Source organism: Glutamicibacter sp. PAEs-4 (assembly GCF_051161755.1).
Lineage (GTDB): Bacteria > Actinomycetota > Actinomycetes > Actinomycetales > Micrococcaceae > Glutamicibacter > Glutamicibacter nicotianae.
Window position 1 is genome coordinate 2589145 of sequence record NZ_CP195017.1, and the last position, 26206, is coordinate 2615350.

General features: G+C 62.1%; 23 protein-coding genes. 13 read left to right on the top strand and 10 right to left on the bottom strand.

Translation table 11 applies throughout. The annotated features are described in order from the left end of the window. Positions 1-8 precede the first annotated feature (8 nt). On the bottom strand, positions 9-1199 hold the full coding sequence (locus ACR9WD_RS12270) for a MarP family serine protease (RefSeq protein WP_038991697.1): 1191 nt from the start codon (positions 1197-1199) through the stop codon (positions 9-11). Positions 1200-1403: 204 nt separating this feature from the next. Here ACR9WD_RS12270 and ACR9WD_RS12275 point away from each other — a divergent pair, with 204 nt between their 5' ends. Further along, positions 1404-2081 (top strand): Crp/Fnr family transcriptional regulator, encoded by a 678-nt coding sequence (locus ACR9WD_RS12275; RefSeq protein ID WP_022874282.1) that lies wholly within the window; start codon positions 1404-1406, stop codon positions 2079-2081. 70 nt (positions 2082-2151) lie between these two features. Here ACR9WD_RS12275 and ACR9WD_RS12280 read toward each other — a convergent pair whose 3' ends face one another. Together ACR9WD_RS12280 and ACR9WD_RS12285 are read right to left on the bottom strand one after the other, a co-directional pair. Beyond that, positions 2152-3066 carry an NUDIX hydrolase gene (locus tag ACR9WD_RS12280; RefSeq protein ID WP_038991698.1) on the bottom strand — a complete coding sequence of 305 codons (915 nt, stop codon included), beginning with the start codon at positions 3064-3066 and terminating at the stop codon, positions 2152-2154. 61 nt (positions 3067-3127) lie between these two features. Then, positions 3128-3604, bottom strand: a complete 477-nt coding sequence (locus ACR9WD_RS12285) for a RidA family protein (protein WP_073705829.1) — start codon at positions 3602-3604, stop codon at positions 3128-3130. Between the two features lie 327 nt (positions 3605-3931). On the opposite strand from ACR9WD_RS12285, the gene ACR9WD_RS12290 reads away from it, so the two are divergent. From ACR9WD_RS12290 to ACR9WD_RS12305, 4 genes are all read left to right on the top strand, one after another. Then, a complete protein-coding gene (locus ACR9WD_RS12290) occupies positions 3932-6139 on the top strand; it encodes a transglycosylase domain-containing protein (RefSeq protein WP_434922140.1) in 2208 nt (735 codons plus the stop codon). Positions 6140-6259: 120 nt separating this feature from the next. Continuing rightward, positions 6260-7213 (top strand): metallophosphoesterase, encoded by a 954-nt coding sequence (locus ACR9WD_RS12295; protein ID WP_073705827.1) that lies wholly within the window; start codon positions 6260-6262, stop codon positions 7211-7213. 162 nt (positions 7214-7375) lie between these two features. Continuing rightward, positions 7376-9211, top strand: a complete 1836-nt coding sequence (locus ACR9WD_RS12300) for an ABC transporter ATP-binding protein (RefSeq protein WP_396264206.1) — start codon at positions 7376-7378, stop codon at positions 9209-9211. Continuing rightward, positions 9208-11016: an ABC transporter ATP-binding protein gene (locus ACR9WD_RS12305; protein ID WP_434922141.1), complete on the top strand. Its 1809-nt coding sequence runs from the start codon at positions 9208-9210 to the stop codon at positions 11014-11016. The genes ACR9WD_RS12300 and ACR9WD_RS12305 overlap by 4 nt, the downstream gene beginning before the upstream one ends. 11 nt (positions 11017-11027) lie before the next feature. Here ACR9WD_RS12305 and ACR9WD_RS12310 read toward each other — a convergent pair whose 3' ends face one another. From ACR9WD_RS12310 to purD, 3 genes are all read right to left on the bottom strand, one after another. After that, the gene (locus ACR9WD_RS12310; protein ID WP_073705824.1) at positions 11028-11390 is read right to left on the bottom strand and encodes an iron chaperone; all 363 of its coding nucleotides are present in this window, start codon (positions 11388-11390) and stop codon (positions 11028-11030) included. 109 nt (positions 11391-11499) lie between these two features. Beyond that, positions 11500-12405, bottom strand: coding sequence for a phosphoribosylaminoimidazolesuccinocarboxamide synthase (locus ACR9WD_RS12315; RefSeq protein WP_073705823.1), 906 nt, complete (start codon positions 12403-12405; stop codon positions 11500-11502). A gap of 15 nt (positions 12406-12420) precedes the next feature. After that, positions 12421-13707, bottom strand: coding sequence for a phosphoribosylamine--glycine ligase (purD, locus tag ACR9WD_RS12320; RefSeq protein WP_073705822.1), 1287 nt, complete (start codon positions 13705-13707; stop codon positions 12421-12423). Between the two features lie 278 nt (positions 13708-13985). Between purD and ACR9WD_RS12325 the strand changes: the two genes are divergently transcribed. The 4 genes from ACR9WD_RS12325 (at position 13986) to purM (ending at position 17548) form a co-directional block, all read left to right on the top strand. Continuing rightward, on the top strand, positions 13986-14366 hold the full coding sequence (locus ACR9WD_RS12325) for a sterol carrier family protein (protein ID WP_073705821.1): 381 nt from the start codon (positions 13986-13988) through the stop codon (positions 14364-14366). Positions 14367-14418: 52 nt separating this feature from the next. Beyond that, complete coding sequence (locus ACR9WD_RS12330; RefSeq protein ID WP_190263852.1) at positions 14419-14697, top strand: hypothetical protein; 279 nt, start codon at positions 14419-14421, stop codon at positions 14695-14697. Between the two features lie 105 nt (positions 14698-14802). Further along, on the top strand, positions 14803-16326 hold the full coding sequence (purF, locus tag ACR9WD_RS12335; protein WP_073705820.1) for an amidophosphoribosyltransferase: 1524 nt from the start codon (positions 14803-14805) through the stop codon (positions 16324-16326). Positions 16327-16405: 79 nt separating this feature from the next. Next, on the top strand, positions 16406-17548 hold the full coding sequence (gene purM, locus ACR9WD_RS12340; protein WP_066141065.1) for a phosphoribosylformylglycinamidine cyclo-ligase: 1143 nt from the start codon (positions 16406-16408) through the stop codon (positions 17546-17548). 99 nt (positions 17549-17647) lie between these two features. Here the strand turns inward: purM and ACR9WD_RS12345 are convergent, their stop codons facing one another. Beyond that, positions 17648-18538, bottom strand: a complete 891-nt coding sequence (locus tag ACR9WD_RS12345; RefSeq protein WP_073706409.1) for a Sir2 family NAD-dependent protein deacetylase — start codon at positions 18536-18538, stop codon at positions 17648-17650. A 191-nt stretch (positions 18539-18729) separates the two neighbouring features. Next, a complete protein-coding gene (locus tag ACR9WD_RS12350) occupies positions 18730-18948 on the bottom strand; it encodes a DUF3073 domain-containing protein (RefSeq protein WP_038991764.1) in 219 nt (72 codons plus the stop codon). A gap of 222 nt (positions 18949-19170) precedes the next feature. Here ACR9WD_RS12350 and ACR9WD_RS12355 point away from each other — a divergent pair, with 222 nt between their 5' ends. Then, entirely contained in the window at positions 19171-19842 is a 672-nt protein-coding gene (locus ACR9WD_RS12355; RefSeq protein WP_073705818.1) for a septum formation family protein, read from the top strand. Positions 19843-19914: 72 nt separating this feature from the next. Here the strand turns inward: ACR9WD_RS12355 and clpB are convergent, their stop codons facing one another. Further along, positions 19915-22503: an ATP-dependent chaperone ClpB gene (gene clpB, locus ACR9WD_RS12360; RefSeq protein ID WP_190263854.1), complete on the bottom strand. Its 2589-nt coding sequence runs from the start codon at positions 22501-22503 to the stop codon at positions 19915-19917. Positions 22504-22673: 170 nt separating this feature from the next. Here clpB and ACR9WD_RS12365 point away from each other — a divergent pair, with 170 nt between their 5' ends. Together ACR9WD_RS12365 and ACR9WD_RS12370 are read left to right on the top strand one after the other, a co-directional pair. After that, a complete protein-coding gene (locus ACR9WD_RS12365) occupies positions 22674-23168 on the top strand; it encodes a DinB family protein (protein ID WP_434922142.1) in 495 nt (164 codons plus the stop codon). Between the two features lie 382 nt (positions 23169-23550). After that, positions 23551-24735, top strand: coding sequence for a TerC family protein (locus ACR9WD_RS12370; RefSeq protein ID WP_038991720.1), 1185 nt, complete (start codon positions 23551-23553; stop codon positions 24733-24735). 69 nt (positions 24736-24804) lie between these two features. Here the strand turns inward: ACR9WD_RS12370 and ACR9WD_RS12375 are convergent, their stop codons facing one another. Then, positions 24805-25215, bottom strand: a complete 411-nt coding sequence (locus tag ACR9WD_RS12375) for a YccF domain-containing protein (protein WP_038991721.1) — start codon at positions 25213-25215, stop codon at positions 24805-24807. 126 nt (positions 25216-25341) lie between these two features. Between ACR9WD_RS12375 and trmB the strand changes: the two genes are divergently transcribed. Further along, complete coding sequence (gene trmB, locus ACR9WD_RS12380; RefSeq protein WP_434922143.1) at positions 25342-26199, top strand: tRNA (guanosine(46)-N7)-methyltransferase TrmB; 858 nt, start codon at positions 25342-25344, stop codon at positions 26197-26199. Positions 26200-26206 lie beyond the last annotated feature (7 nt).

Here is a 26206-nt window from a genome sequence, read left to right on the forward strand (position 1 = left end):
CGCAGGCATCAGCCGGAAACGCAGTCGCCGGTCTTGATGCTGGTGCGCCGCTGGCTGCCAAGTTCCAAGGCTTGCTCGATCTCTTCGAGACTCAGGGCGAAGCCCACCTCGTCATCGCTGCGGGATTTGGCGAAGATCAGACCCACCACGTCGCCGGATTCATCCAGCAGCGGTCCGCCGGAATTGCCCTGCGCCACTTCCGCGGTGAGCTGGTAGACCGAAATCCGCGACGGGTCTTCGCCATAGATGTTGGCGATGGAGACGAAGGCGCGCGAGGCGATCAGCGCTCCGCGGATCTGCTGCGGTCCGCCCGCCGGGTGGCCGACGAATGTTGCCGGGTCGCCACGCATCAGGTCCTCGGCGGCCAGGTCGATGGGCTCTGCCTGCAGTCCCTCGACATAAAGCAGCGCGATGTCGGCCTGCGGGTCGAAATAAACTACCTTTCCGCGGTGAACTTCGTCACCGCCGACCTCCACGGTTGCAGCACTCAATCCTGCCACCACGTGTGCATTCGTCATGACCAATTCGTGGTCGACAACGAAGCCCGAACCGGTCAGGTTAACGCCGCATTGCACGGCGGTGCCGGAGATCTTGGCCGCCGATTGCGCGGCTGCCAGCTGCAGGTCGTTGGCGGCCCATTCGGTGTCCACTGGCGCCTGCACCGGAGGGGCGAAAGGCTCCAGGAACGCGGGCAGGGTTTCAGCGATCACCTTGGAGCGTGCGGTGGATATGGCCGCATCGACAAACTCGGGTGTCAGGCCGCGAATCGTGTCGATCATCTTGGACTTGCTGATCTCCAGCGAAAGCCTCGGGATACCCATGCTTGCCGTGGAAAAGGCCAAGCCACCAATGATTGTTGCGGTGATGAACACCGACAGCACGCCACCGGCGATGCGGTCTGCGGCACGCAGGAAATCGACATTCATCCAGTGCCTGATCCGGGTCGCGATCACCCGTCCCAGCGCTTGGCCGAGGATGATCAGCACCGCTGCGGTGGCGATCATCAGACCGACACGCCACCAGGGGTTCGTGGCAAAGGTGGAGACCAACGGGATCGCGAAGAATGCGGCGACGCCACCGACGAGCAGGCCGAGCATGTCGCCAACTGTCAGCAGGAAACCTCGGCGAACTCCAACGATGAAGAACATCAGCAACACAGCGCAGATGACTACATCGAGCCAGCTGAAAATTCCCAGCACCCAGACCCCAGTTCATTCATAAAGTTCGTATAGACCCAAGGTACCCTTAGAAGCTGATGGATTTCTGCGAGCAGATTCGCGAGTTTTAGTCGAATGTGCGTGATTTTCAACATTTTCTTGGTTAAACCACGTGTGGAAACTGTCACATTGTTACCGAATACGGCACAATGAAGTAAGCGCCTACTACTGTTGACAGGAGATTTAATGGATATCGAGGTACTGCGTCGCGCGCCACTGTTTGCGTCGCTTGGTGATGAAGTTTTCGCCGCGCTAACCGAAGAATTGACCGAGGTTGATCTGTCCCGCGGTGCATCGGTGTTCCGTGAAGGCGATCAGGGTGACCGTCTGTACTTCATCGTTTCTGGCAAGATCAAGCTCGGCCGCACCTCTTCGGATGGTCGCGAGAACCTGATTGCTGTTCTCGGCCCGGGCGAACTGTTTGGCGAAATGGCCTTGTTCGATCCACACCCACGCAACGCTACCGCCACCGCCGTGTCGGAGACCCGCCTGGCTGGCCTGAGCCACGAGAACATGCGCAAGGCTATCCTGAACTCCCCTGAGGTCTCGATCCAGCTGCTGCAGGCTCTGGCAGCACGTCTGCGTCGCACCAATGAGTCCCTGGCCGATCTGGTCTTCTCTGACGTTCCTGGCCGCGTTGCCAAGGCGCTGCTGGACCTGGCTGACCGTTTCGGCCGCCCGGCTACCGACGGCATCCTGGTTGCCCACGAACTGACTCAGGAAGAGCTGGCTCAGCTGGTTGGTGCTTCCCGCGAAACCGTGAACAAGGCTCTGGCCGAGTTCGTCCAGCGCGGCTGGCTGCGCCTGGAAGCACGCGCCGTCGTGATCCTGGACATCCAGCGCCTGCGCCAGCGTTCGCGCTAAAGCACGACAAAGCATTTCAGGCCGAAAATCCTCAGAGGATTTTCGGCCTGTTGTGTTTTAAGCAGTGTGATCAGTGCCCGGCAGTGGTCTGCCACGGCCGGGAGGACTCGGCGCTGATGGATCCCAGGACTTCCAGGTAGTAGATTCCATCGCGCACCAGCAGATCCGGATGCTTGAGGTTCAGCGATCGCGCCCGCGAGAGGTAGGCGATCACTCCGTTGGCTTCCGCCATGGCTTCCAGGATCATTTCCACCGCCGGGTAGCTGATCTCCGAGAGCGTGAGGTTCACCGTGTTGGGTTGGCCAATGCTGTCCCCCAGCTCGCTGGTGCCGCGCTTTGCCAAGATGTCTCCGGCAGCAGACCAACGTCCCCATTTTCCTTTTCCACGAAGCAATGAGGCTTCCTGGCGGTTCGGCACGGTGGCGGTGAAGTACCAGGTGTCGAAGCGGCGCAGGGCAAAGTTCGGATTGAGCCAGTGCGATACAGGACGCAGAAGGTCGGTACGCAAACCGAGTCCGCGGCGGCGCAGGAATTCGTCAAAGGCAAGATCTTGTCCGGCGATGGCTTCGCGGGCGGTCATCCAGTCTTCGGCATCGGTCATTTCAACGACGGATTGCTCGTCGGTTCCGGCCAGCAGGATCCCGGTCTCTTCGAAGAGCTCGCGAATGGCGCAAACCAGATAGGCCTGGACCAGCTGCTGATCCAGCAAGTCCATGCGCTTGGACCACTGGGACAGGCTCGGGCCGAACCATTGGTAGGTGGCACGGTCGCTCGTCTCATGGCTGCCGCCCGGGAAGGCTACGTTGCCCAGAGGAGAGCCCCCGGGGCGATAAGTCAGGTAGGTTTCCACACCGTGGGAGGAATCCCTCACAAGGCACACAGAGGACGCTCGCCGCGGGGTACGCGGGGTGCGCGAACCGAAAGAGAACCAGTTTTCGGCGGTGGCAATCTGATGCGGCGGCAGGTCGAAGAGCCGTCGAACCATGCCGCTGCGCGGTCCCGACGGGAAAGCCCGTCGGGACCGCGCAGCGGGAAACTGGCCTGAATTACTCAAATTCGGCGATGACCTCAACCTCGACAGGTGCATCCAGCGGCAGTACGGCTACGCCGACGGCCGAACGTGCATGCAGGCCTGCATCGCCGAGAACTTCGCCGAAGAATTCGGAGGCTCCGTTGATGACTCCTGGCTGTCCGGTGAAGTCCGGTGCCGACGACACGAAACCGACAACCTTCACGATGCGCTTAATGCGATCTAGATCACCAATTTCCGCCTTGATGGCTGCCAGCGCGTTGAGCGCGGCGGTCTGTGCCTGGGCCTTTGCTTCCTCGGCTGAAACTTCGGCGCCAACCTTTCCAACCGCTGTGAGTTCACCCTTAATCAGCGGAAGCTGACCGGAGGTGTAAACGTAGTTGCCGGAAGTAACGGCAGGCAGGTACGCCGCAACCGGTTTTGCCACGGCTGGCAAGGCATGGCCAAGCTCGGCCAGGCGAGCCTCGACACGCGAGGAAGTAGCTTCTTGCATGGGATTTCTCCTTCAGTAGATGTTGTTGCCCGTTAGGCTTTCGGACGCTTCATGTAGGCCACTGGAGATGAGCCATTGGGGCCAGGAACGACGGTTACCAGCTCCCAGCCGTCATCACCCCACTGGTCCAAAATCTGCTTCGTAGCGTGAATCAAAAGCGGCAAAGTGGCGTATTCCCATTTAGTCATACTCGATACGTTAGCGCGTCCTTGTAAACTAGTGGGTATGGCAGCCAAGAAGTCCCCCTTTTTTGATACAGCTACCACTCTGGGAAAAGTCGTTGCATTCTTCGGAATCAGTGCCCTGTGTGGTGTGCTCGCAGCAGGCATGCTCGTGCCCATTGCAGCTATCGCTAAAACCGGTTTGACCACTGGTAACAACATCGTCAGCGCGCTCCCGAGCTCGTTCGAGAAGCTCCCTATCCCGGAGCCTTCCACGATCCTTGACGCGGATGGCAAGACGATTGCGACCTTCTACCAGCAAAATCGCCAGCCTGTGAAGCTAGATGACATCTCGCCGAACATGCGCAAGGCGATCATCTCGGTGGAAGACGAGCGTTTCTACGAGCACAAGGGCATCGACCCCAAGGGCATCGCCCGGGCAGTTGTCGGCAACCTCACCTCCTCGAGCCGCTCTGGCGCTTCCACCTTGACCCAGCAGTACGTCAACAACCTGCTGGTGAACAACCAGGTGCTCACTGGTGCGGAAGAATCCACCGTCTCCGGCCAGAAGGATTATGCAGACAAGATCCGCGAACTGAAGTACGCGGTGGCTATCGAAAAGGAAATGTCCAAGGACGAGATCCTGGAGGGCTACCTGAACCTGGTCCTCTTCTCGGGTCGCGAGTATGGCGTGCAGGCTGCCGCTCAGCGCTTCTACTCGGTCGACGCCAAGGACTTGAACTTGCAGCAGTCTGCCATGCTTGCCGGCATGGTCCAGCTGCCTAACGTCTACAACCCGATCAACAACCCTGAGCGTTCCATCGATCGCCGCAACAAGGTGCTGGGCAACATGTACCGCACCGGCGCGATCACCAAGAAGGAATACGACCAGGCAGTCAAGTCGGATCTTGAACTGGATCCGAGCATCTCGCCTTCCGGCTGCACCGCGGCCAAGGAAAATGCCTACTTCTGCGACTACGTCACCAACTTGATCCTTGCCGATGACACCTATGGCAAGACCAAGGAAGATCGCGAAAACCTGCTGTACCGCGGGGGCCTGACCGTCAAGACCACCCTGAACAGCAAGCTGAACAAGAAGGCCGCCAAGGACGCTGCGAAGGCCATTGACCCCGATGCCAAGTCCAACACTGACATCTACTCCTCCATCGTTTCGGTCGAGCCGGGCACCGGCAAGATCCTGACCATGGCGCAGAACACCACCTACGGTCCGGAAATCAAGAACTCGGGCAAGAACACCTACTACAACTTCGCAGTACCACGTGCGCTCGGCGGTGCTGGCGGCTTCCAGGGCGGTTCGACCATGAAGCCGTATACCACGCTGGGTTGGCTTGCTGAAGGCAACCGCATGTACGAGAAGATCAATGCCAAGAAGCAGCACTTCACTGCCGGCAACAAGTGGAAGGCCTCCTGCCTGCCCGGCGGCACCACCTACACCGCTGACTGGACCCCGAAGAACGCTTCCCCCGGCTTCTACCGCTCGATGACTGTGGACACCGGCCTGTACTGGTCGATTAACACCGCGACCGTCCAGGAAGCGTACAAGACCGACCTGTGCACCATCGCCGACTACACCAAGAAATTGGGACTGCTCGATCATGGTGCCAAGGGCGGACCAGCTCCAATCAGCCCAGCAAACCCGTCGTTCATCCTGGGCTCTGCAGAAATCACCCCGCTGTCCCAGGCTGCAGCCTTTGCGGCGTTCGCCAACAAGGGCGAGTACTGCGAACCACGCGCCATCACCGGTGTATCCGACAAGGACGGCAACGAATACAAGGTCAAGAAGGAGACCTGCTCCCAGCAGGTCGACCCGACCTACATCGCCGACCTGAACGGCACGCTGCAGAAGATCGCCACCAAGCGCGTGTCCAAGGGGCGGGTCGACGGTCCGATCGCCGGCAAGACCGGTACCAACGACTACGCCACCTCGACCTGGTTCGTCGGCTACACCACCGGCATTTCCACCGCTGCTTGGGTAGGCCGCCTGGAAGGTAAGGCCGCAACCGAAAAGAACGAGCTGCATGGTGCGATGATCAACGACGAGAAGGCCCCATGGATGGTCGACTCCTCGACCTACGCCGCCCCGCTCTGGGTCGACTTCATGGAAGAGGCTGTGCACGAATACGAGCGCAACAGCTTCGGTTCGGCCCGCCGCCAGCCGCCTCCGCCGAAGCCGAAGGAAGAAGAGGAATCCAAGTCCGACTCGGATGAGAAGGACAATGACAAGGAAGAGTCGACGGACGATTCCAAGCCAAAGGAAGAATCCACCTCGAAGCCTGACTCCCGGGACATTGGCCGGGGAAACGACAACGGCAATGGGAACGGCAACGGAAACGGCAAAAAGTCCGACGACTAGCTAGTGAGCTGTGAAGGCCGCGTTCAACTTTGGTTGATCGCGGCCTTCCGGTTTAGATTGGCATAGGAGAACTTCAGCAGAAGTGGCCGCAGGGCTTGAAAGGACGATGGCACAGAAGTCATGGTTGAACAGAATAATTTCGTTTCGGCATTGCGCCACGCCAGTGGCACGGCGGCCCTTGCCGCCAGCGGCGCCCTGGCCATCGGCGGCGCATTGGTGGGCTACGGCATGCTGGAGGCCCAGAAGTTCGGGCTGCGCCATGAGACGCTCAAGGTCCTGCCGCGCGGATACGGCGACATCAAGGTCCTGCACCTGTCGGACATCCACATGGTTCCGGGGCAGGAAGCCAAAACCCGGTGGCTGCGCAGCCTGGCAGATCTGGAGCCCGACTTCGTCATCAACACCGGCGACAACCTCAGCCACCGCAAGGGCGTACCGGCCCTGATCAAGGCGCTGGAACCGCTGATGGCTTTCCCCGGCGCGTTCGTTCCCGGCTCGAACTGCTATTACGCTCCGAAGCTGAAGAACCCGTTCAAGTACTTGGCTCCCTCAACCGGAACCCCCAGTCCAGCCTCCCGCGACAAGCTGCCGTTCGAAGAGATGCACCGTGCCTTCGGCAGCGCCGGCTGGATCAATATGTCCAACCGCGCGCATTCCACCGTGCTCAACGGCCTGCGCCTGGACCTTTCAGGTGTCGATGATCCGCACCTCGATCTCGACCACTTCGCGGGCTGGCCGCGCGGGTCCTCCTCCAGCAACCAGGCGCCCCACGTGCGGATCGCGCTCACCCACGCGCCCTACCAGCGGGTCCTGGACCAATTCACCGAGGCGCAGGCCGATGTCATTTTCGCCGGCCACACCCATGGCGGCCAGGTTTGCATCCCCGGGTACGGCGCATTGGTCTCCAACTGCGACCTGCCGACTTGGCGTGCCCGCGGCTTGACCGATTGGGACTACAACGGCAACACCGTTCCGTTGAATGTTTCCGCCGGCATCGGCACCTCGCGCTTCGCCCCGATCCGCTTTGCCTGCCCGCCGGAGGCCGTGCTGGTCACCCTGGCGGCCCGCGGCTAAAGCAGGAAATTCTTCCAGATCATCCCCGGTCTAGCACCTTGCTGGTGCTCGGCCGGGGATTATTCGCATCCATTGTGAAGCACTTCTTTCCCAAAGTGGCGCATTGATTGAATTATCCCAACTACTGCCGGTAGTCTGTAGCTCTGTCAAACTTCTGGATGAATGCGGGGTACCGTGGCTCAGGCTCAACCGAATGGATCCAATGATCCGGTCCCGCTCACTGCAACACTGAAGCGTCTCGCTCCCTTCGTCAAGCCGATCTTGCCTCGGCTCTTTTGCGGTTTCCTCTGCGCGCTCGGAGCAGGCATTGTCGCCCTGGCCATCCCACAGGTCCTCGCCTGGCTGGTGAACGTCGTGCTACAGCGTGATGGAGCGGCCTCGGAAGTGTGGATTTCCGTCGGCATCATCGCCGCGCTGGGCTTCGTCGAAGCGCTGCTGATCTTCCTGCGCCGCCAATTCGTGCTGAACCCCGCAGCAGGCCTTGAAGCGCAGATGCGCATCCGCTTCTACAAGCACCTGCAACGTCTGCCTGTGGCATTTCACGAACGCTGGGGCTCGGGACAGCTGCTCTCCCGGTCCATGTCGGACCTGTCCCTCTTGCGCCGCTGGCTCGCCTTCGGCGCGATGATGCTGGTAGTTGAAACCGTCACCGTCGTCACCGGCCTGGTGCTGATGTTCACCCATTCGTGGATCCTGGGATTGCTCTACCTGCTGGGTTCCATCCCGATTGCCATCAAGGCCTACCGCTTCCGCAACGACTACCGGGCCGCCAGCCGGCGCAGCCAGGACCAGGCCGGCGATCTGGCCACCGCCGTGGAAGAATCCGTGCACGGCATCCGGGTCATTAAGGCTTTTGGCCGCGGGCCGCACGTCTACGAGGGCTTCAACGCCCAGGCCAAGTCCCTGCAGGAAACCGAAATCACCAAGGCCAAGACGCTGGCCAGCTTCCTGCTCACCGTCGTTGCCGTCCCCGAAACCATTCTGGGCATCGGCTTGGTCATCGGCCTTGCCCAGGTCGCCAACGGCACGTTGAGCGTCGGCTCGCTGGTGGCCTATTTCGCGATCGCCGCGGTCATCGCCGGCCCCGTCGAAGGCATGGGCATGCTGCTGGGCATGACGCTGAGCACCAAAACTGCCCTGGACCGGCATTTCGAAGTGATGGATTCAATCAACGACATCGCCTCCCCCGCACAGCCGCAGATCCCGGCAGAACGCGATGGCAGCGTGAAGCTGGAGCATGTGCGCTTCGCCTACCCTGATACCGCCGGCACCCACCGGCCGATCCTGGCCGACATCAATCTGGAAATCCGCCCCGGGGAAACCATGGCCCTGGTGGGCATCACCGGTTCGGGCAAGTCCACCTTGCTGAACCTGGTGCCGCGCCTGCACGAAGCCACCGCCGGCAAGGTGCTGGTCCATGGCCAGGACGTCAAGGACTGGGACCTTGAGCAGCTGCGAGCGGAAATCGCCGTGGCTTTCGAGGACACCACCTTGTTCTCCACCAGCATTCGCGGCAATGTGCTGCTCGGCGCACCGGAACACCTCGATGAGCGGCAGCGCGAAGCGCTGCTTGCAGAAGCATTGGACGTCGCCCAGGCGCAGTTCGCCTATGCCCTGCCCGACGGGGTGGACACCCTGATCGGCGAGGAGGGCCTTTCGCTCTCCGGAGGGCAACGCCAGCGCATCGCCCTGGCCCGTGCCATCGCGGCACGCCCGAGCGTCCTGGTCCTCGACGACCCGCTGTCGGCCCTGGATGTGCGCACCGAGGAACTGGTCACCGAGCGGCTGCGCGACGTGCTGGCCGGGACCACCACGCTGATCGTGGCGCATCGGCCCTCAACCGTGATGCTCGCCGACCGGGTCGCATTGCTGCGCGATGGCCGCATCGATGCGGTGGGCAGCCACACCCATCTGCTGAGCACCAATGAGCATTACCGTTTCGTCATCGCCAGCCTGGACGACGAAGAGCAGCCAGCCACTTCGGAGGTTTCCCGATGAGCAAGCCCCTGGGCGTTGCCAATGAAGACGCCATCAAGCTCTCTGCGGCCGAACGCAAGGTCGTGCGCCAGCGCTCCTTCCGGCTGCTGGCCGCCCTGGCCATGCCGCAGAAGAAGCTTTTCATCCTCACCGTGGTGCTGGTGCTGGTATCCAATGCGGCGCGCGTGCTGCTTCCGGTGCTGATCGCCTTCGCCATCGACTGGACCTTGCCGCAGGTGCGCGAAGGCAACTGGGGCGCATTGGGGTTGACCGGTGCCTGCTACATCCTCGGTGCGATCCTCAGCGGCGTGCTGCTCTCCTGGTACATCACCAGCGCGGCACGGATCTCCCAGGCGATGCTCTTGGATCTTCGCCAGCAGGTCTTCCGCCATACCCAGCGCTTGAGCCTCGAATTCCACGAGAACTACACCTCCGGGCGGATCATTTCCCGGCAGACCTCTGATCTGGAAACGCTGCGCGAACTGCTGGACCAGGGCGTTTCGGAACTAGCCTCCTCCTGCGTGTTCGTGGTTTTCACCCTGGCCTCGATTTTCTTCCTCGACTGGCGCAGCGGGCTGGTGGTCTGCGTGGCCGCCATCCCGGTCACGCTGCTGTTCTTCTGGTACCAGCGCCGCTCCGAGCTCCTGTACCGCGAATCCCGCGTGGTGTCGGCCAGGGTCATCTCCACTTTTGTGGAGACGATGACCGGCATCCGCGCGGTCAAGGCGTTCCGCCGCGAGGCAGCCAACGACGAGAACTACTCGGATCTCGCCGAGCAGTACCGGGTGAACTCGGTACGTTCCTTCAACCTCTTCGGCGTGCTGCAGCCCGGCCTGGTGATGATCGGCAACCTGACGGTGGCCTCGCTGCTGGCCTACGGCGGGTTCCGCATCATCGACGGCACCATGCAGGTCGGCGCGATGGTGGCCATCCTGCTCGCATCCAAGCGCCTGTTCCAGCCAGTCGAGCAGATCGCGATGTTCTACTCCTCGCTGCAGTCGGCCACCGCCGCACTGGAGAAGGTTTCGGGATTGCTGGAGGAGGAACCGAGCGTGCGCGAGCCTGCTGCCCCGCGCAGCATCGGAAAAGTGGCCGGCGAGCTGGTCTTCAAGGACGCGGTTTTCGGCTACGGCGACGGCCCGGTGATCATGGAGGAATTCGACCTGCGGATCCCCGCCGGGCAAACAGTGGCAGTGGTGGGCCAGACCGGTGCCGGCAAGTCCACGCTGGCAAAGCTCATTGCCCGCTTCTACGACCTTCGTTCGGGCACCCTGGAACTGGATTCGGTGCCGATCAACGAACTGTCCAACAAGGAATTGCGCCAGCACGTCGTCATGGTCACCCAGGAGGCCTTCCTCTTCTCCGGCTCGGTCGCCGAGAATATCGCGCTGGGCCGTCCGGGTGCCTCGCTGGATCAGATCCAGGATGCGGCCCGCGCGGTCGGAGCCCACGAGTTCATCATGGACCTGCCCGAAGGCTATGACACCGACGTGAACAAGCGTGGCGGACGCGTCTCGGCCGGCCAGCGCCAGCTGATCTCCTTCGCCCGCGCCTTCCTGGCCGATCCTGCGGTGCTGATCCTGGATGAGGCCACGAGCTCCTTGGATATCCCTTCGGAACGGGCAGTGCAGCACGGACTGCAGACCCTGCTGGGCAACCGCACCGCGCTGATCATCGCGCACCGCCTGTCGACCGTGCAGATCGCTGACCGGGTGCTGGTGGTCCACGACGGCAAGATCGCCGAGGACGGCACCCCGGCCCAGCTGATTGCCGATGACGGGCGCTTCGCGGCCCTGCACAAGGCATGGAAGGACTCGCTGGTGTAGCCTGGCGGCGGCTACTGCCTTCCTGCGTCAATCTCCCGGACATGGACGAGCACGAGGTCCCTGATCAGGTCGTCGGGCAACGGCGCGGCCGGAGTGAATCGGATTGCATGGACGGTCTTGCTGAAGCCAGCCAACCGGTCGTCCAGCTCCTCAATGGCCCAGCGGGATGGGTAGAAGCTCAGGTGCTTTTTCGAGGCGGTGAAGTAAACCAAGGCACGCTGCTTGTACTTCAGCGTGGGCATTGAATAGCTCATGGTTTCTTCTGCTTCCGGAACCAGCTCCTTCACCAGGGCCCGAATCCTTTCGAGTTCCGCCCGGAAATCCGGTTCCAGCGCACCGAGATACTCTTCTACTGTTTCCGCTTTGCCCGCCATGCCTCGAGTCTAGCCACCCGTTTCCAACCGCCGCCAGCGGGCTCGGCTTAAGCCCAGGACCCCGCACTGCCGTAATCGGCGGTGCGGGGTCCTGTTGCTGGGCATCTGGCTAGGCGCTGAAGGCCTGTCCGGTCAGCCGTTCGTAGGCTTCGATGTAGCGGGCACGGGTCTTCTCGATGATCTCCGCTGGCAGCTGCGGCGGCTCTTCGCCCGAGTTCTTGTCCCAGCCCGATTCGGCCGAGGTCAGCCAATCGCGGACGAACTGCTTGTCGAAGCTGGCCTGCGCCTGGCCCGGTTGGTAGGTTTCGGCATCCCAGAAACGCGAGGAATCCGGGGTCAGCACCTCATCGCCCAGGGTGATCTCGCCAGTGGCCGGATCGGCACCGAATTCCACCTTGGTATCGGCCAGGATGATGCCGCGTGCGCGGGCGATCTTCTCTGCCTGCTCGTACAGGGCCACGGTCTTCTCGCGCAGCGCTTCGGCGACCTCGGTGCCCACGCGGTCCACGGTCTGGGCGAAGGAGATGTTCTCGTCATGCTCCCCCACTTCGGCCTTCGCCGACGGGGTGAACAGCGCCGGCTCCAGGCGCGAACCATCCACCAGCCCCTCTGGCAGGGGCAGCTCGCACACGGTCTGCGAGACCTTGTATTCGGCCAGGCCCGAACCGGTCAGGTAGCCGCGGGCGATGCACTCGATCGGGTACATCCCAAGCTTCTTGCACACCATCGCGCGGCCGGCCACGGTGGCCGGCACATCGGTGGAGATCACATGGTTGGCGAAGCCGCCCAACTGCTCGAACCACCAGAGGCTGAGCTGGGTGAGCACCTTGCCCTTGTCCGGGATCTCGCTGGAGAGCACGAAGTCGTAGGCGCTGATGCGGTCGGAGGCCACCACGAGGACCCGGTCGGTCTCCTCGAAACTGGCTCCTGCTGGCACGTACAGGTCGCGTACCTTGCCCGAGTAGAAATGGTCCCAACCTTCGAGGTCGAGCACTTCGGTCTGGAATCCTGCCATGAGTTCTGCTGTCCTCTACTTGCTGTCGTTGGCGATGACGATCTCGCCGCGTTCGGCCTTCAACGCAATGTCGGTGCGCGACTGGGCGCCATCCCAGCTGATCTCGGCGACCCCGGCGTATGCGGCGGCGCGGGCCGCCGCCAGGCCATCGCCCAGGCCCACCACCGCCAGCACGCGGCCGCCGGAAACGATGATGTTCCCGTCCGCGTCGGAGGAGGTGCCTGCATGCATCACGTGCACGCCGTCGATCGCGTTGGCTGCGTCCAGGCCGGAGATCACCGCGCCCTTGACCGGGGTGTCCGGGTAGTTCTCGGCGGCGATGACCACATCGACAGCGGTCTGCGCGGACCAGGTCAGCTGCTCGGCATCATCGAGCCGTCCCGTGGCGGCAGCCAGCAGCACCCCGCCCAGCGGGGTCTTCAGGCGTGCAAGCACAGCCTGGGTTTCCGGGTCGCCGAAGCGCGCGTTGAACTCGATCACGCGGATGCCGCGCTTGGTGATGGCCAGGCCGCAGTACAGCACGCCGGTGAACGGCGTGCCGCGCTTTTCCATTTCGCGCAGGGTCGGGTAGGCGACACGGTCCATGACCTCGTCGACGAAGTTCTCCGGCAGCCATTCCAGCGGCGAGTAGGCACCCATGCCTCCGGTATTCGGGCCTTCGTCATTGTCGAAGATGCGCTTGAAGTCCTGTGCCGGGGACAGCGGGACGGCATGCTTGCCATCGCAGATGACAAACAGGGACACTTCCGGGCCGTCGAGGAATTCCTCGATGACGACAGTGCCGCCGGCCGCGAAGCAGGCATCTGCATGCTCCAGTGCTTCTTCGCGATCGCTGGTGACCACCACGCCCTTGCCGGCGGCCAGGCCGTCGTCCTTGACCACGTACGGCGCACCGAAGTCATCCAGCGCATTGGCGGCTTCCTCGCGGGTGGCGGCCACATGGGCCATCGCGGTGGGAACCTCGGCGGCAGCCATGACATTCTTGGCGAAAGCCTTGGAGGCTTCGAGCTGCGCGGCGGCTTGGGTCGGGCCGAAGACCGGGATCTGCGCGGCGATCAGGGCATCGGCGACGCCCGCGGCCAGTGGCGCTTCGGGTCCGACAACCACCAGGTCGCTGCCCAGTTCCTGGGCCAGCGCGACGACTGCTGCAGGGTCCTCCGCGTCGATTGCGTGGGTGGTGACGTCCTGTGCGATACCGGCGTTGCCGGGGGCGCAATGAACTTCGTTGACGTAGGGGTCTGCACTCAGTGCACGGACAATTGCATGTTCACGGCCGCCTGGGCCAATAACCAGTACCTTCACGCGGTCGAGTTTACCGGAGAATCCATGGGCCAACCGCGTCTATGACGCACGCATGGCCAGCGCCCAGCCCTGCACTCGAACGGCTGCCGGGTCCCCGCACGCCGGGCGATTTCGCTTCCGGTACTGCACCTGAGCACCTTCGAAGCTGTCAGCTGGCGTTCGGCGAGCTGGACTAGAGTTGGCATGGCTGGATTTACGGTTTTCCCGGATCCGCGGCAGGGATCCCGAACAGAGGAATATGACGTTTCTCTGTCATTGAGAGAAAGTGGAATCGACCCATGGCAATCAAACGGCGCGTTGATGAAACCGCTGGCCGCGCGGCCTTGCGAGAATGGTCCTCAACCGCGCAGGGACAAGGAAAAACAGCCCGGCCCGTGCTCGCCATGGCAGTGCGCTTCTCGCTGGAGGAGCTGGCTTCCCGCGCCGAGGGCAATTCGGTCGAGGTGCGTGTTCCGCCCTTCGGTGTGACTCAGTGCATAGCCGGGCCTCGGCATACCCGCGGAACTCCCCCGAATGTGGTCGAAATGCGTGCTGAACTCTGGCTTTCCTTGGCTACTGGCCGCATAAGTTGGGCCGAAGCCCTGCAAACTGGGCAATTGCACGCTTCGGGACTTAGGGCAGACTTGTCAGCACACCTACCACTTATTGAGTACCCTTAAAGGCATGGAGCAACACCCCGCTACACCGTCGCCTGCCGATCAGGGCGTTGAAGTGCAAATTCACGCATCGCCCAAGTTCTGGCCGTTCATTTTGACCTTCGCGGTCTTCGGCGCGCTAGTCGGCCTCATCATCGGCCTGCTGGGCGAACCGTCGCAGGAATACACCCGTGCCTCGGCCTCCGGATTCTTTGCAATCTTCGGCGCAGGCTTGGGCGTAGGAATCGGCGCACTGGCATATGTGATTGTTGACCGCGTGACCTCACGCAAAACCACCAAGCATCTGGCAGTTCCTCTGGCCGAGGACACTGACTCCAGCGGACAACAAGGCTAGGCAGCTTTTCTCCTGAATTAGAAGAGCAGGCGGCCGCGCACCTGGCCGCCACCCACCACATTCTTGGTCGGTGTCGACCAACCGGAACATGAGAGAATAACCAACATGGCGCGTGGCGATGGATTCTTAAATCACGACCTCCTTCCAAGCGACAAGGGCCCGCAGGATGAATGCGGCGTTTTCGGCGTTTGGGCTCCTGGCGAAGAGGTCGCAAAACTCACCTATTACGGCCTGTATGCCCTGCAGCACCGCGGACAGGAATCCGCCGGCATCGCCACGAGCGATGGCGCACGCATCAACGTCTACAAGGACATGGGCCTGGTCTCCCAGGTATTCGACGAGAATACGCTGAACTCCATGACGGGCCAGCTGGCCATTGGCCACTGCCGCTACTCGACGACCGGTGCCAGCCACTGGGCCAATGCGCAGCCGACCCTGGGCCCGACCCGGACCGGCACCGTCGCGCTGGCCCACAACGGCAACCTGACCAACTCCGCCGACCTGGCCGACATGGTCTCTGCCAAGCAGCAGGCCGAAGGCGGCAAGGTGCGCGGCGAGCTCGCCCAGGGCAACACCACCGATACCGCTCTGGTCACCGCCCTGCTGGCTGGTTCCGAAGGCCAGAGCCTGGAGGACACCGCTCTGGAGCTGCTGCCGAAAATCGAAGGCGCTTTCTGCTTCGTCTTCATGAACGAGGACACCCTGTACGCGGCCCGCGACCCGCACGGCGTTCGCCCGCTGGTCCTGGGCCGCTTGGATCGCGGCTGGGTAGTTGCCTCCGAGCAGCCTGCACTGGCTACCGTCGGCGCCTCGTTCATCCGCGAAATCGAGCCAGGCGAAATGATCGCCATCGATGAGAACGGCGTGCGCTCCACCCGCTTTGCCGAGTCCACCCCCAAGGGCTGCGTCTTCGAGTATGTCTACCTGGCCCGCCCGGATGCCGCCATCGCCGGCCGCTCGATCTACGAATCCCGCGTGGAAATGGGCCGCCAGCTGGCCCGCGAGAACAGCGCGGAAGCGGACATCGTGATCCCGGTGCCGGAGTCCGGAACCCCGGCCGCCATCGGCTACGCCGAAGAATCCGGCATCCCGTTCACCCACGGCTTCGTGAAGAACGCCTACGTGGGCCGCACGTTCATCCAGCCGTCGCAGACCCTGCGCCAGCTGGGCATCAAGCTCAAGCTCAACGCCCTGGAAACAGTGCTGCGCGGCAAGCGCGTGGTCGTGGTCGACGATTCGATTGTCCGCGGCAACACCCAGCGTGCCGTGGTGCGCATGCTGCGCGAGGCCGGCGCCGCCGAGGTGCATGTGAAGATCTCCTCGCCGCCGGTGAAGTGGCCTTGCTTCTACGGCATCGACTTCGCCTCGCGGGCCGAGCTGATCGCCAACGGCGCGGCCGTGGACGAGATCGCCACCTCCATCGGCGCCGACTCGTTGGCCTACATTTCCGAAGACGGCATGATCGAAGCAACGCGCCAGCCGCGCGAACGGTTGTGCACCGCGTGCTTCACCGGTGACTACCCGATCGCCCTGCCGAATGAGGAGCGCCGCGGCAAGAACCTGCTGGAGCGCAGCAACCAGGCCGGCTGCGAGCCGGGCCCTGATGCCGAGTTCGAAATCAACAGCTAATCCCCTTCACGATCCCCAACCATCCCGTTGCAAAGGGCGCTGGAAAACGACGCCCCGAACAGAAAAGGAACCGACTGCCATGAGCGGCAATGATCAGCAGCCAACTTCCATCACCTATGCCGGTGCCGGCGTTGACGTTGAGGCCGGTGACCGTGCCGTTGAGTTGATGAAGGGCGCGATCAAGGCAACCCACACCTCCGGTGTCGTGGGCGGGGTCGGCGGCTTCGCCGGGCTCTTCGACGTATCGTTCCTTACCGGCTACAAGAAGCCGTACTTGGCGACCTCCACCGACGGCGTGGGCACCAAGGTCGCCATCGCCCAGAAGCTGGACATCCACGACACCATCGGCCAGGACCTGGTCGGCATGGTGGTCGATGACATCGTCGTGGTGGGCGCCAAGCCGCTGTTCATGACCGACTACATCGCCACCGGCAAGGTCGTCCCCGAGCGCATCGCCGACATCGTGCGCGGCATCGCCGAGGGCTGCAAGCTGGCCGGCACCGCGCTGGTCGGCGGCGAGACCGCCGAGCACCCGGGCCTGCTGGCCGAGGACGAATACGACGTGGCGGGTGCCGCCACCGGCGTCATCGAGGCAGACCAGCTGCTCGGCCCAGAGCGCGTGCAGGCCGGCGACGTGGTCATCGGCATGGCCTCCTCCGGCATCCACTCCAACGGCTACTCGCTGGTGCGCCGCGTCATCGCCCACGCCAAGTGGGAGCTGGACCGCGAGGTCGCCGAATTCGGCCGCACCCTGGGCGAGGAACTGCTGGTTCCAACCCGCATCTACACCACCGCCTGCCTGGATCTGGTCGGCGCGCTGAACGACGGCGAGAACTTCGGTGTGCACGGCTTCAGCCACGTCACCGGCGGCGGCCTGGCAGCCAACCTGGCGCGTGTGCTGCCCCGCGGCCTGATGGCCCGCGTGGACCGCTCCACCTGGGCGCTGCCAGCAGTCTTCTCCACCATCGCGCAGCTGGGCAACGTGCCTCAGCCTGATCTGGAGCGCACCCTGAACCTGGGCGTGGGCATGGTTGCTGTCGTTGATCCTGCCGTCGCTGATCGTGCAGTCGAGCTGCTGAACGCTGCAGGCATGGGCGCATGGGTCATGGGCGGAGTCGAGAACATCGATCCGTCGGCTGCCGATGCCGGACTGGACTTCGTCCAGGGCGCCAAGGGCGTGGACGGCGGCGCAGTGCTGCTGACCGGCAACTACGCCAAGTAGGCCACGGAAAGCTCCTATAAACCCGATGCGCCGCACTGATTCCAGTGCGGCGCATCGGGTTTTAACCACGATGGCCTTGCGGAGCGAAATATTCTCCCGCTAGTCCAATTGCTTCAGCGCGTCTTCCAACGGCACCCGCCAGCGCCAGGTGGCCTTCTGCTCGCCGCGGACGTGGCCATTGGTTATCAGCGCCACCGGCAGATCCCGCTTGACGAAGTTCAACAGGATCTTGTAGCCGCTCATGACCGCAAGCGAGGAGCCCATCACCAGCAGCGCCGTGGATTCCGCTTCCAGTGCCGCGATACGCTCCTTGCGGTCGGCTGGAACGCTCTCGCCGAAGTACACCACGTCAGGTTTCAGCGCGAGCGATCCGCAGCGCAAGCAGGCCACCATGTTGAACCGGTCCACCAGGTACTGGGGCAGCTCCACATCGCCGTCGGGGTTCACCGCGCCGGGATCGATCTCCACGGCCTCCAGGTATCCCTCATTGGCTGCCTGGAGGCGCAGATCGAAGTCAATGCGATGCTCGCTGTTCCCGCAGTCCAGGCAGCGGACAATCGACAGATCGCCATGCACCGGAATCACGCGCTTGGATCCTGCCTGCTGGTGCAGCCCGTCCACGTTCTGGGTGATGATGCCGCTGATTTTCCCCTGTTCTTCCCACTGCACCAAGCGCCGGTGGATGCGGTTGGGTTCGGCTTTGTCCATATGCCGCCAGCCGACGTAGCCGCGGGCCCAGTAGCGCTGCCTGGCTTCTGGACGGAAGCGGAATTCCTGATAGGTCATTGGCCGGTGGCGTTGCAATGAGCCATTGGGGCCGCGGTAATCCGGGATTCCCGAATCCGTGGATACGCCGGCGCCAGTCACCACGAGCACATTCCCGGCATCCAGCATCCGCTGGACTCCGTCCCGGGCCTCGTTTTCCGGCGAGGACGCCGCTTGCTGCTCCACAATGCGCTGCATGGAGCGGATCGCCGAATGATGCGCCATCTTGATCGACAGTTCTTCTGGAGTGCTCACGTTCCACCTTAGTATTGCTGGGCACGACAAAGGCCGCAGCGACTAAAAGCTAATTTAGCTTAGTCGCTGCGGCTTGTCGCAAAATGTACTGAAGAGCTGTACCACTCAATGCTCAAGGTGTGGCACTCTGAGCCAAGGACTCCCGGCATCAGAAGACGAGGCTACTCGTCTTCGTCATCTCCCGAGTACTTCTTAGTCAGCTCGTCGTATTCCGAGTATTCGTCGTCATACGATGAATCATTACGCTCAGAATTCTGAGCATGATGATCGGACCGAACGCCCAACTCGCGTTCAAGTGCCGAAAGGTCAGTGGATGGCGAGTAGTACTTGATATCTCGCGCCTGACGCTGTGCTTTAGCCTTTTGACGGCCGCGCCCCATGGCGTGACCCCCTCTTTTCAGTAGAGTCGGGAGGTGGTCCACCTGTGAAAGGTGAAGGCCCCCGAATATGTGATCAGTTCTTTCGTAATTAAAGGTTAACACGATTCACCGGCGAGCGCTGAATGCAACACCCAACGAAACAGCTAGACTGTGGATTAGTCCAACGACTATGTATTGAGCCGGCGAGCGATCGCCCGACCCAACCACGAAGGAGCTCAACAGGTGGTGGAAAACAATCTGCCCGAGCCGCAGGCGGCTTTGCCGCCATTGCAGCCAGAACCGGAGAAGCCGAAGCGGCAGAGTGCCCAATGGGCCCTGATGATTGTCGCTGTTCTGGCGCTGGCCGCTGCAGTGGTTTTCGTGGTGTTGAGGCTCGTGGATCCGCCCGCTTCGCCAACTGCGAACAATGTGGAACGCAATGAGAATCCAGGCCTCGACGGCATCATTGCCACCGGGATGCCGCCTACGCAGCTGGAGCAAGGCGATTGCCTGCGGGGATTCACGTCGCCATTGGATCCGCAGACCGTCGTGACCTGTGATTCCTCCCACAACGCGCAAGTAATCGGCATCTTCCAGGTCAACGGCGAGGAGTACCCCGGTGCCAACGTGCTGCTCACCCAGTCCGAAGACCTGTGCAAGTCGGTCTCGCTGGACCCGCGTGCAGGGTTGGATTCCACCTGGACCTATCACTTCTCCCGCCCATCGGAGAGCACCTGGGCCCAGGGCGACCGCACCGTTTCCTGCTTCCTGAGTCTTTCGGAGGGCACCGTCCGCAGCTCGTTGCTGCCCGAGGGCGCCGACGATGAAGATGCCGATAGCTCCGAAGAGAAGAAGTCCGAGGACGAAAAGCCGGCCGACGAAAAGTCCAACGGCCGGGAGACCACCGACAGCTAGGCAGCTTGAGTACAGCAACGGCGAGGGTGTGAACGGATTTCCATCTGTTCACACCCTCGCCGTTGCCAGTTGCTAGGACTTCTTGGCCACCTTGAGCTTGTCGCCGACCTCGTCCAGGGTGACAGCCACGGTGTCGCCATCCTGCACCGCCCCAGCCAAGATCTCCTTGGCCAGCCGGTCGCCGATCTCGCGCTGCACCAAGCGGCGCAGCGGACGGGCGCCGTAGGCCGGATCATAACCGGTCAGGGCCAGCCACTCGCTGGCGGCCTGGTCCACCTCCAGGTTCAGGCGGCGATCGGCCAGGCGTTGCGCGAGCAATTCGATCTGCAGCTTGACGATGCTGCCCAGCTCCTCGATGCTCAATGGATCGAAGAGGATGACCTCATCCAGGCGGTTCAAGAATTCCGGCTTGAACGAAGCGTTGACCACGTTCATCACCGCTGACTTCTTGGCCTCGTCTTCCAAGCTTGGATCCACCAGGAACTGGGAACCCAGATTGGAGGTGAGGATCAGGATGGTGTTCCTGAAGTCCACCGTTCGCCCTTGGCCATCGGTCAGCCTGCCGTCATCGAGTACCTGCAGCAGGATGTCGAAGACTTCGGGGTGCGCCTTCTCCACTTCGTCCAGCAGGATCACCGAGTACGGGCGGCGGCGTACAGCTTCGGTGAGCTGCCCTCCCTCTTCGTATCCCACGTAGCCCGGAGGGGCACCGACCAGGCGGGACACCGCGTGCTTCTCCGAGTATTCGGACATGTCGATGCGCACCATCGCGCGCGGGTCATCGAAGAGGAAGTCGGCCAGCGACTTGGCCAGCTCGGTTTTGCCGACACCGGTTGGACCGAGGAACAGGAAGGAACCGGTGGGCCGGTTCGGGTCGGCAATGCCGGCACGGGTACGGCGCACGGCGTCGGAGACCGCGGCGACCGCCTGCTTCTGGCCCATCAGGCGCTGCCCGATGATCTCTTCCATCTCCAGCAGCTTCTGGCTTTCGCCCTGCAGCATGCGACCAGCCGGGATGCCAGTCCAGGCCGAAATGACTTCCGCAATGTCATCCGCGGTGACTTCCTCGGCGACCATGGTGTGCGTCTCGGCCTTGTCGGCTTCGGCGGCGGCCGCCGCATCCAGCTCCTGCTGCAGCGTCGGAATCTCCCCGTAGAGCAGGCGCGATGCCTTCTCCAGGTCACCCTCGCGCTGGGCCTTGTCGGCCTGGCTGCGCAGTTCATCGAGCTTGACCTTCAGATCGCCGACGCGATTCAGGCCAGCCTTCTCCGCTTCCCACTGGGAATTCAGCGCATCCAGCTTTTCCTTCTTGTCAGCCATGTCCTTGCGCAGGGCATCCAGGCGTTCCACCGAAGCCGGATCCGTCTCATCGGACAGAGCCAGTTCTTCCATGGTCAATCGGTCCACCTCGCGGCGCAGCTCGTCGATCTCCTCCGGCGCCGAATCGATCTCCATGCGCAGCCGGCTGGCGGCCTCATCGACCAGGTCGATGGCCTTGTCCGGCAGCTGGCGTCCGGAGATGTAGCGGTTGGACAGCGTGGAAGCAGCCACCAGTGCGGAGTCGGCAATGGAGACCTTGTGGTGCGCCTCGTAGCGCTCCTTCAACCCGCGCAGGATGGCGATGGTGTCGTCCACGCTCGGCTCGCCCACGTATACCTGGGCGAAGCGGCGTTCCAGGGCCGGGTCCTTCTCGATGTTCTCGCGGTACTCGTCCAGCGTGGTGGCACCGATCAGGCGCAGCTCGCCACGGGCTAGCATCGGCTTGAGCATATTGCCGGCGTCCATCGCACCCTCGGAGGCGCCAGCACCGACCACGGTGTGGATCTCGTCAATGAAGGTGACAATCTGGCCATCCGAAGCCTTGATCTCTTCCAACACCGACTTCAGCCGCTCTTCGAATTCGCCGCGGTACTTGGCACCGGCGACCATGGCACCCAGATCCAAGGAGATCAAGGTCTTGCCGCGCAGCGACTCCGGGACGTCGCCAGCGATCATGCGCTGGGCCAGGCCCTCGACCACAGCGGTCTTGCCCACGCCGGGTTCACCGATCAGCACTGGATTGTTCTTGGTGCGGCGGGAGAGCACCTGCACCACGCGGCGGATCTCGCGGTCGCGGCCGATGACGGGATCCAGCTTGCCCGAGCGCGCCAGGGCGGTCATGTCGGTGCCGAACTTCTCCAGGGACTGGAAGGTTGCCTCAGGATCCGGGTTATCGACCTTGCGGTCGCCGCGGATGGTCGGCAAGGTGCCCACCAGCAGTTCGCGGGTGGCGCCGAATTCGCGCAGGGCTTCACCCGCCTTGGTCTGGTCTGATGCCAGGGCGATGAGCAGGTGCTCGGTGGAGACGTAGGTGTCCCCCATTTCCGCGGCGGCCGCCTGGGCGTTGCTCACGACCTGCAGCAACTGCCGGGAGTACTGAGCTTGGGCAACCGAAGTACCGGAGCTGGAGGGCAACGCGTTGATGACAGCGCTCGCCTTGACGGAAAGCGCGTCGACATCCAACCCCGCAGTCTTCAGCAAGGCCACTGCGACGGACTCTCGCTGGTCCAGCAATGCCTTCAGCAGGTGCGCAGGTTCAATCTGCGGATTGCCTGCGGTTGAAGCGTTCATCCCGGAAGCTGAGAGAGCTTCTTGGCTCTTAGTGGTGAGTTTCGTGTCCACGCGCATCCTTTCTCTATTGGAGTGAACCCATAAACTTGAGTGTACTTAACTCAACTCTACTCCTAGTCCTAGTATTCCAGCTAGAGCAAGATTCTCGAGATATTTTTTCTTCCCTTTGCCTCGGCGGCAAAACCCCTTGTGGAGCGCGATTTGCAGTCTTAGGATGAGGCATGGCCAACCCGGATTCCCAAGATATTTTTTCCCTGCCCCACGATGAGATGGTCCAGGTATTCATCGATCAGCACCGGCAGATGCTGCTTTCCAGCCTCGACGGGCTGGACGAAGACGAAGCGCGGTTGAAGCTGGTTGAATCCAAGACCACGTTGCTCGGGCTGGTGAAACATGCGATCTTCGTCGAATGTGTCTGGTTTGGCGAAGCAGCCACCGGCAAGAGCCGGGCCGAACTGGGCATTGCGTCGTCGCCCAGCAAGTCCTTCGACTTGTCCGCGTCCGACACCATCGAATCCATTCGGCGTGACTATGCCCAGGCCATCGAACTGTCACGTGAAGTAGTCAAGGGCAAGACCGGGGATCACGTTTTCTCCGGCAATCGGCGCGGGTCGTTGCCGCTGCGCTGGATCCAGCTGCACATGTTGCGCGAATTGGCGCAGCATTGCGGGCACGCCGATATCCTGCGTGAGCAAATCCTGTCCGCACGGAATTAGCCGGCCACGCATCATCGGCAGGTACCGCGCATGCTGTTGCCAGCGCTCCGAGTCCTGCGAGGATTTCCAAGGCGACCCGAGACCTGGGCCGAAGAATTCACTCGAGCACTTCGTCCACCGCATCCTTCGAATTGCATATGACGCCTACCCAACTGGGCAAAGTCGAAGTACATTACAGATCAACATGACATCCGTAAACCAGAATTCTTCCAGGAGCACCGCTTCGGGTTAGGATTAAAGGACGTAAGGGAGTATTCACAATCGTTGAATCCGTCAATACGCAGGACTTCATGGTCCTGCCGGGTTTTACGGCCAACCACAGTGTCGGTGAAGAGACTTACTCGGACGCGTCCGCGCGCAACTTACGAAAGCAGGAATCCCTATGGGAGCTTCCCCTTTGATTTGGGGCATCACGATTGTCGTGATTCTCGCCCTACTGGCCTTCGATTATTTCTTCCACATCCGCAAGGCCCACGTTCCATCCCTGCGTGAAGCAGCGATCTGGTCCAGCATCTATGTCGGCTTGGCCCTCATATTCGGTGTGCTGGTGCTCATCTTCGGCGGCATCGACATGGGCGCCGAATACTTCGCCGGCTACATCACCGAAAAGGCCTTGTCCGTCGACAACCTGTTCGTCTTCCTGATCATCATCGCCAGTTTCAGGGTCCCCCGCGAAGACCAGCAGAAAGTACTGCTCTTCGGCATCGTCTTCTCGCTGATCGCCCGCACCGCGTTCATCTTTGTCGGCGCGGCGCTGATCAACCAGTTCGCCTGGGTCTTCTACCTGTTCGGCCTGATCCTGCTGCTCACCGCAGGCAACCTGCTGAAGAAGGACGACGAATCCGACGAGGCCAACAACTTCATCATCCGCTTGGCCAAGAAGCTGTTCCACACCACCGACAAGTACGACGGCGACAAGCTGTTCACCATGATTGACGGCAAGAAGGTCCTGACCCCGATGCTGCTGGTCATGGTGGCCATCGGCGGAACCGACATCCTCTTCGCCCTGGATTCCATCCCAGCGATCTTCGGACTCACCCAGAACGTCTACATCGTGTTCACCGCTACCGCGTTCTCGCTCATGGGCCTGCGCCAGCTCTACTTCCTGCTTGATGGATTGCTGGACCGCTTGATCTACCTGTCCTATGGCTTGGCAGCGATCCTGGCGTTCATCGGCGTGAAGCTGATCCTGCACGCGCTGCACGAGAACAACCTGCCATTCATCAATGACGGCGAGCACGTGATGGTCATCGAAATCAGCACCGGGCTGTCGCTGAGCGTGATCATCGGCGTCCTCGTGCTGACCATTCTCGCTTCGCTGTTCAGCAAGGCTGGCAAGGCACAAACCGCCATTGGCAACCTGCGCCGCCATGCGAGCAGCTACAACGACCTGAGCTACACCTCGGATCCAAACGAACGCGAACGCATCTACCGCGCCCTGGTGGAAGAAGAAGCGTATGTGAAGACCATGGAGAAGAAATACCGCGACAAGGCCAAGGACGTGGACAAGATCCGCGTCGAGGTCGCCGAGGCGCACCGCCAGCACGATGAGTACCTGAAGAGCTGATCCGATTCAGGCTTAGAGCAATGGCTGCCAACTCATTGGAGTTGGCAGCCATTGCCGTCTTGGTGCTGCCTAGCGGCGAACGTTGCCGATGTAATTGTCCGAAGGCACGATGACCTTGCCCAAGGGCATCAGGGACACCGGGATCATCTTCAGGTTGGCGATGCCCAGCGGGATGCCGATAATCGATACGAACATCGGGATCGCGGTCACCACGTGCCCGATGGCAATCCAGATGCCGGCAAAAATGATCCAGATGATGTTGCCCAGGGTGGAGAACGCACCGACCGGTCCGTTGTCGACTACGGTGCGGCCGAAGGGCCACAGCGCATAGCCGGCAATGCGGAACGAGGCGATGCCGAAGGGAATGGTCACGATCAGCACGCAGCAGATGATGCCTGCCAGCACGTAACCCAGGGCCAGCCACAGGCCGCCGAACAGCAGCCAGATAATGTTGAGAATACCCCGCACTAAATCAGTCATGGCTACATTCTCCTTCTTTTACCTCTCATGCTCCATCGGGGATCACCCCGAATTCCCCCTAGGGGTGTCCAATCCCCCACCGTTCGGCACGCATCGATGCAGGTTGCTCGGCTAGGATTAATCATCATGAGCGAATCGAGCGAGCAGCAGCGTCCACCCCATGGCTCTGCCCCCAGGAACCCAGACCTTTTCCGTGCCGAGCCGGTGTCCTTCGTGCGTCGCGGCAACCGCCTGCAGGGCCGCCGGGCCAGCGCCTGGGAGCGCAATGCCGAGCAGTATGTCATCGAGCCGCCCCGCAAGATTGCCGACACCTCGGTTGCTGACGACTTCCAGCTCGATCCCGCCGAGGCCTTCGACCGCACGGCACCGCTGATCGTGGAGATCGGCACCGGCCTGGGCGAATGCATCGCCAACGCCGCCAAGGACGATCCCGAGCGCAACTACCTCGCCGTTGAGGTCTACCGTCCAGGCCTGGCCCAGTTGATGCTGAAGGTCGAATCCTTCGGCATCACCAACGTCCGCGCCGTGCAGGCCAATGCCCCTGAGGTGCTGGACGTCATGCTTGATGAGAACAGCGCGGACGAGATCTGGATCTTCTTCTCCGATCCGTGGCACAAGCCGAGGCACCACAAGCGCCGCCTGATCAAGGCCTCATTCCTGGACAAGGTCTCCCGCGTGCTCAAGCCAGGGGGCACCCTGCGCTTGGCCACCGACTGGTCGAACTATGCGGAGCAGATGCGCGAGGTCCTCGAAGCCCACCCTGATTTCGAGAACCAGCATCCCGGAAACCTCTCCGGCGAGGAGAGCAACTTGACCAAGGTGCGCCGCGATGGCATGGAAGGCATTGACCCCGAGCCTGACTTCATTGACGTCCAGGGCGGCTGGGCACCGCGTTTCGAGCGACGAATCCTCACCAGCTTCGAGGGCAAGGCGCTGAAGGCTGGACGCCTGGTCTTCGATTTGGCGTACACGCGCATCGGCTAGCGGCCGA

Coding starts and splice junctions, on each gene's coding strand:
- ACR9WD_RS12310 (WP_073705824.1), bottom strand. CDS start 11,390: ATGGCGGGCAAAGCGGAAACAGTAGAAGAGTATCTCGGTGCGCTGGAA.
- ACR9WD_RS12325 (WP_073705821.1), top strand. CDS start 13,986: ATGGCAATCAAACGGCGCGTTGATGAAACCGCTGGCCGCGCGGCCTTG.
- ACR9WD_RS12280 (WP_038991698.1), bottom strand. CDS start 3,066: ATGGTTCGACGGCTCTTCGACCTGCCGCCGCATCAGATTGCCACCGCC.
- ACR9WD_RS12375 (WP_038991721.1), bottom strand. CDS start 25,215: ATGACTGATTTAGTGCGGGGTATTCTCAACATTATCTGGCTGCTGTTC.
- ACR9WD_RS12300 (WP_396264206.1), top strand. CDS start 7,376: ATGCGGGGTACCGTGGCTCAGGCTCAACCGAATGGATCCAATGATCCG.
- ACR9WD_RS12305 (WP_434922141.1), top strand. CDS start 9,208: ATGAGCAAGCCCCTGGGCGTTGCCAATGAAGACGCCATCAAGCTCTCT.
- purF (WP_073705820.1), top strand. CDS start 14,803: ATGGCGCGTGGCGATGGATTCTTAAATCACGACCTCCTTCCAAGCGAC.
- ACR9WD_RS12370 (WP_038991720.1), top strand. CDS start 23,551: ATGGGAGCTTCCCCTTTGATTTGGGGCATCACGATTGTCGTGATTCTC.
- ACR9WD_RS12350 (WP_038991764.1), bottom strand. CDS start 18,948: ATGGGGCGCGGCCGTCAAAAGGCTAAAGCACAGCGTCAGGCGCGAGAT.
- ACR9WD_RS12285 (WP_073705829.1), bottom strand. CDS start 3,604: ATGCAAGAAGCTACTTCCTCGCGTGTCGAGGCTCGCCTGGCCGAGCTT.
- ACR9WD_RS12315 (WP_073705823.1), bottom strand. CDS start 12,405: ATGGCAGGATTCCAGACCGAAGTGCTCGACCTCGAAGGTTGGGACCAT.
- ACR9WD_RS12365 (WP_434922142.1), top strand. CDS start 22,674: ATGGCCAACCCGGATTCCCAAGATATTTTTTCCCTGCCCCACGATGAG.
- ACR9WD_RS12275 (WP_022874282.1), top strand. CDS start 1,404: ATGGATATCGAGGTACTGCGTCGCGCGCCACTGTTTGCGTCGCTTGGT.
- purM (WP_066141065.1), top strand. CDS start 16,406: ATGAGCGGCAATGATCAGCAGCCAACTTCCATCACCTATGCCGGTGCC.
- ACR9WD_RS12345 (WP_073706409.1), bottom strand. CDS start 18,538: ATGGCGCATCATTCGGCGATCCGCTCCATGCAGCGCATTGTGGAGCAG.
- ACR9WD_RS12295 (WP_073705827.1), top strand. CDS start 6,260: ATGGTTGAACAGAATAATTTCGTTTCGGCATTGCGCCACGCCAGTGGC.
- trmB (WP_434922143.1), top strand. CDS start 25,342: ATGAGCGAATCGAGCGAGCAGCAGCGTCCACCCCATGGCTCTGCCCCC.
- ACR9WD_RS12290 (WP_434922140.1), top strand. CDS start 3,932: ATGCTCGTGCCCATTGCAGCTATCGCTAAAACCGGTTTGACCACTGGT.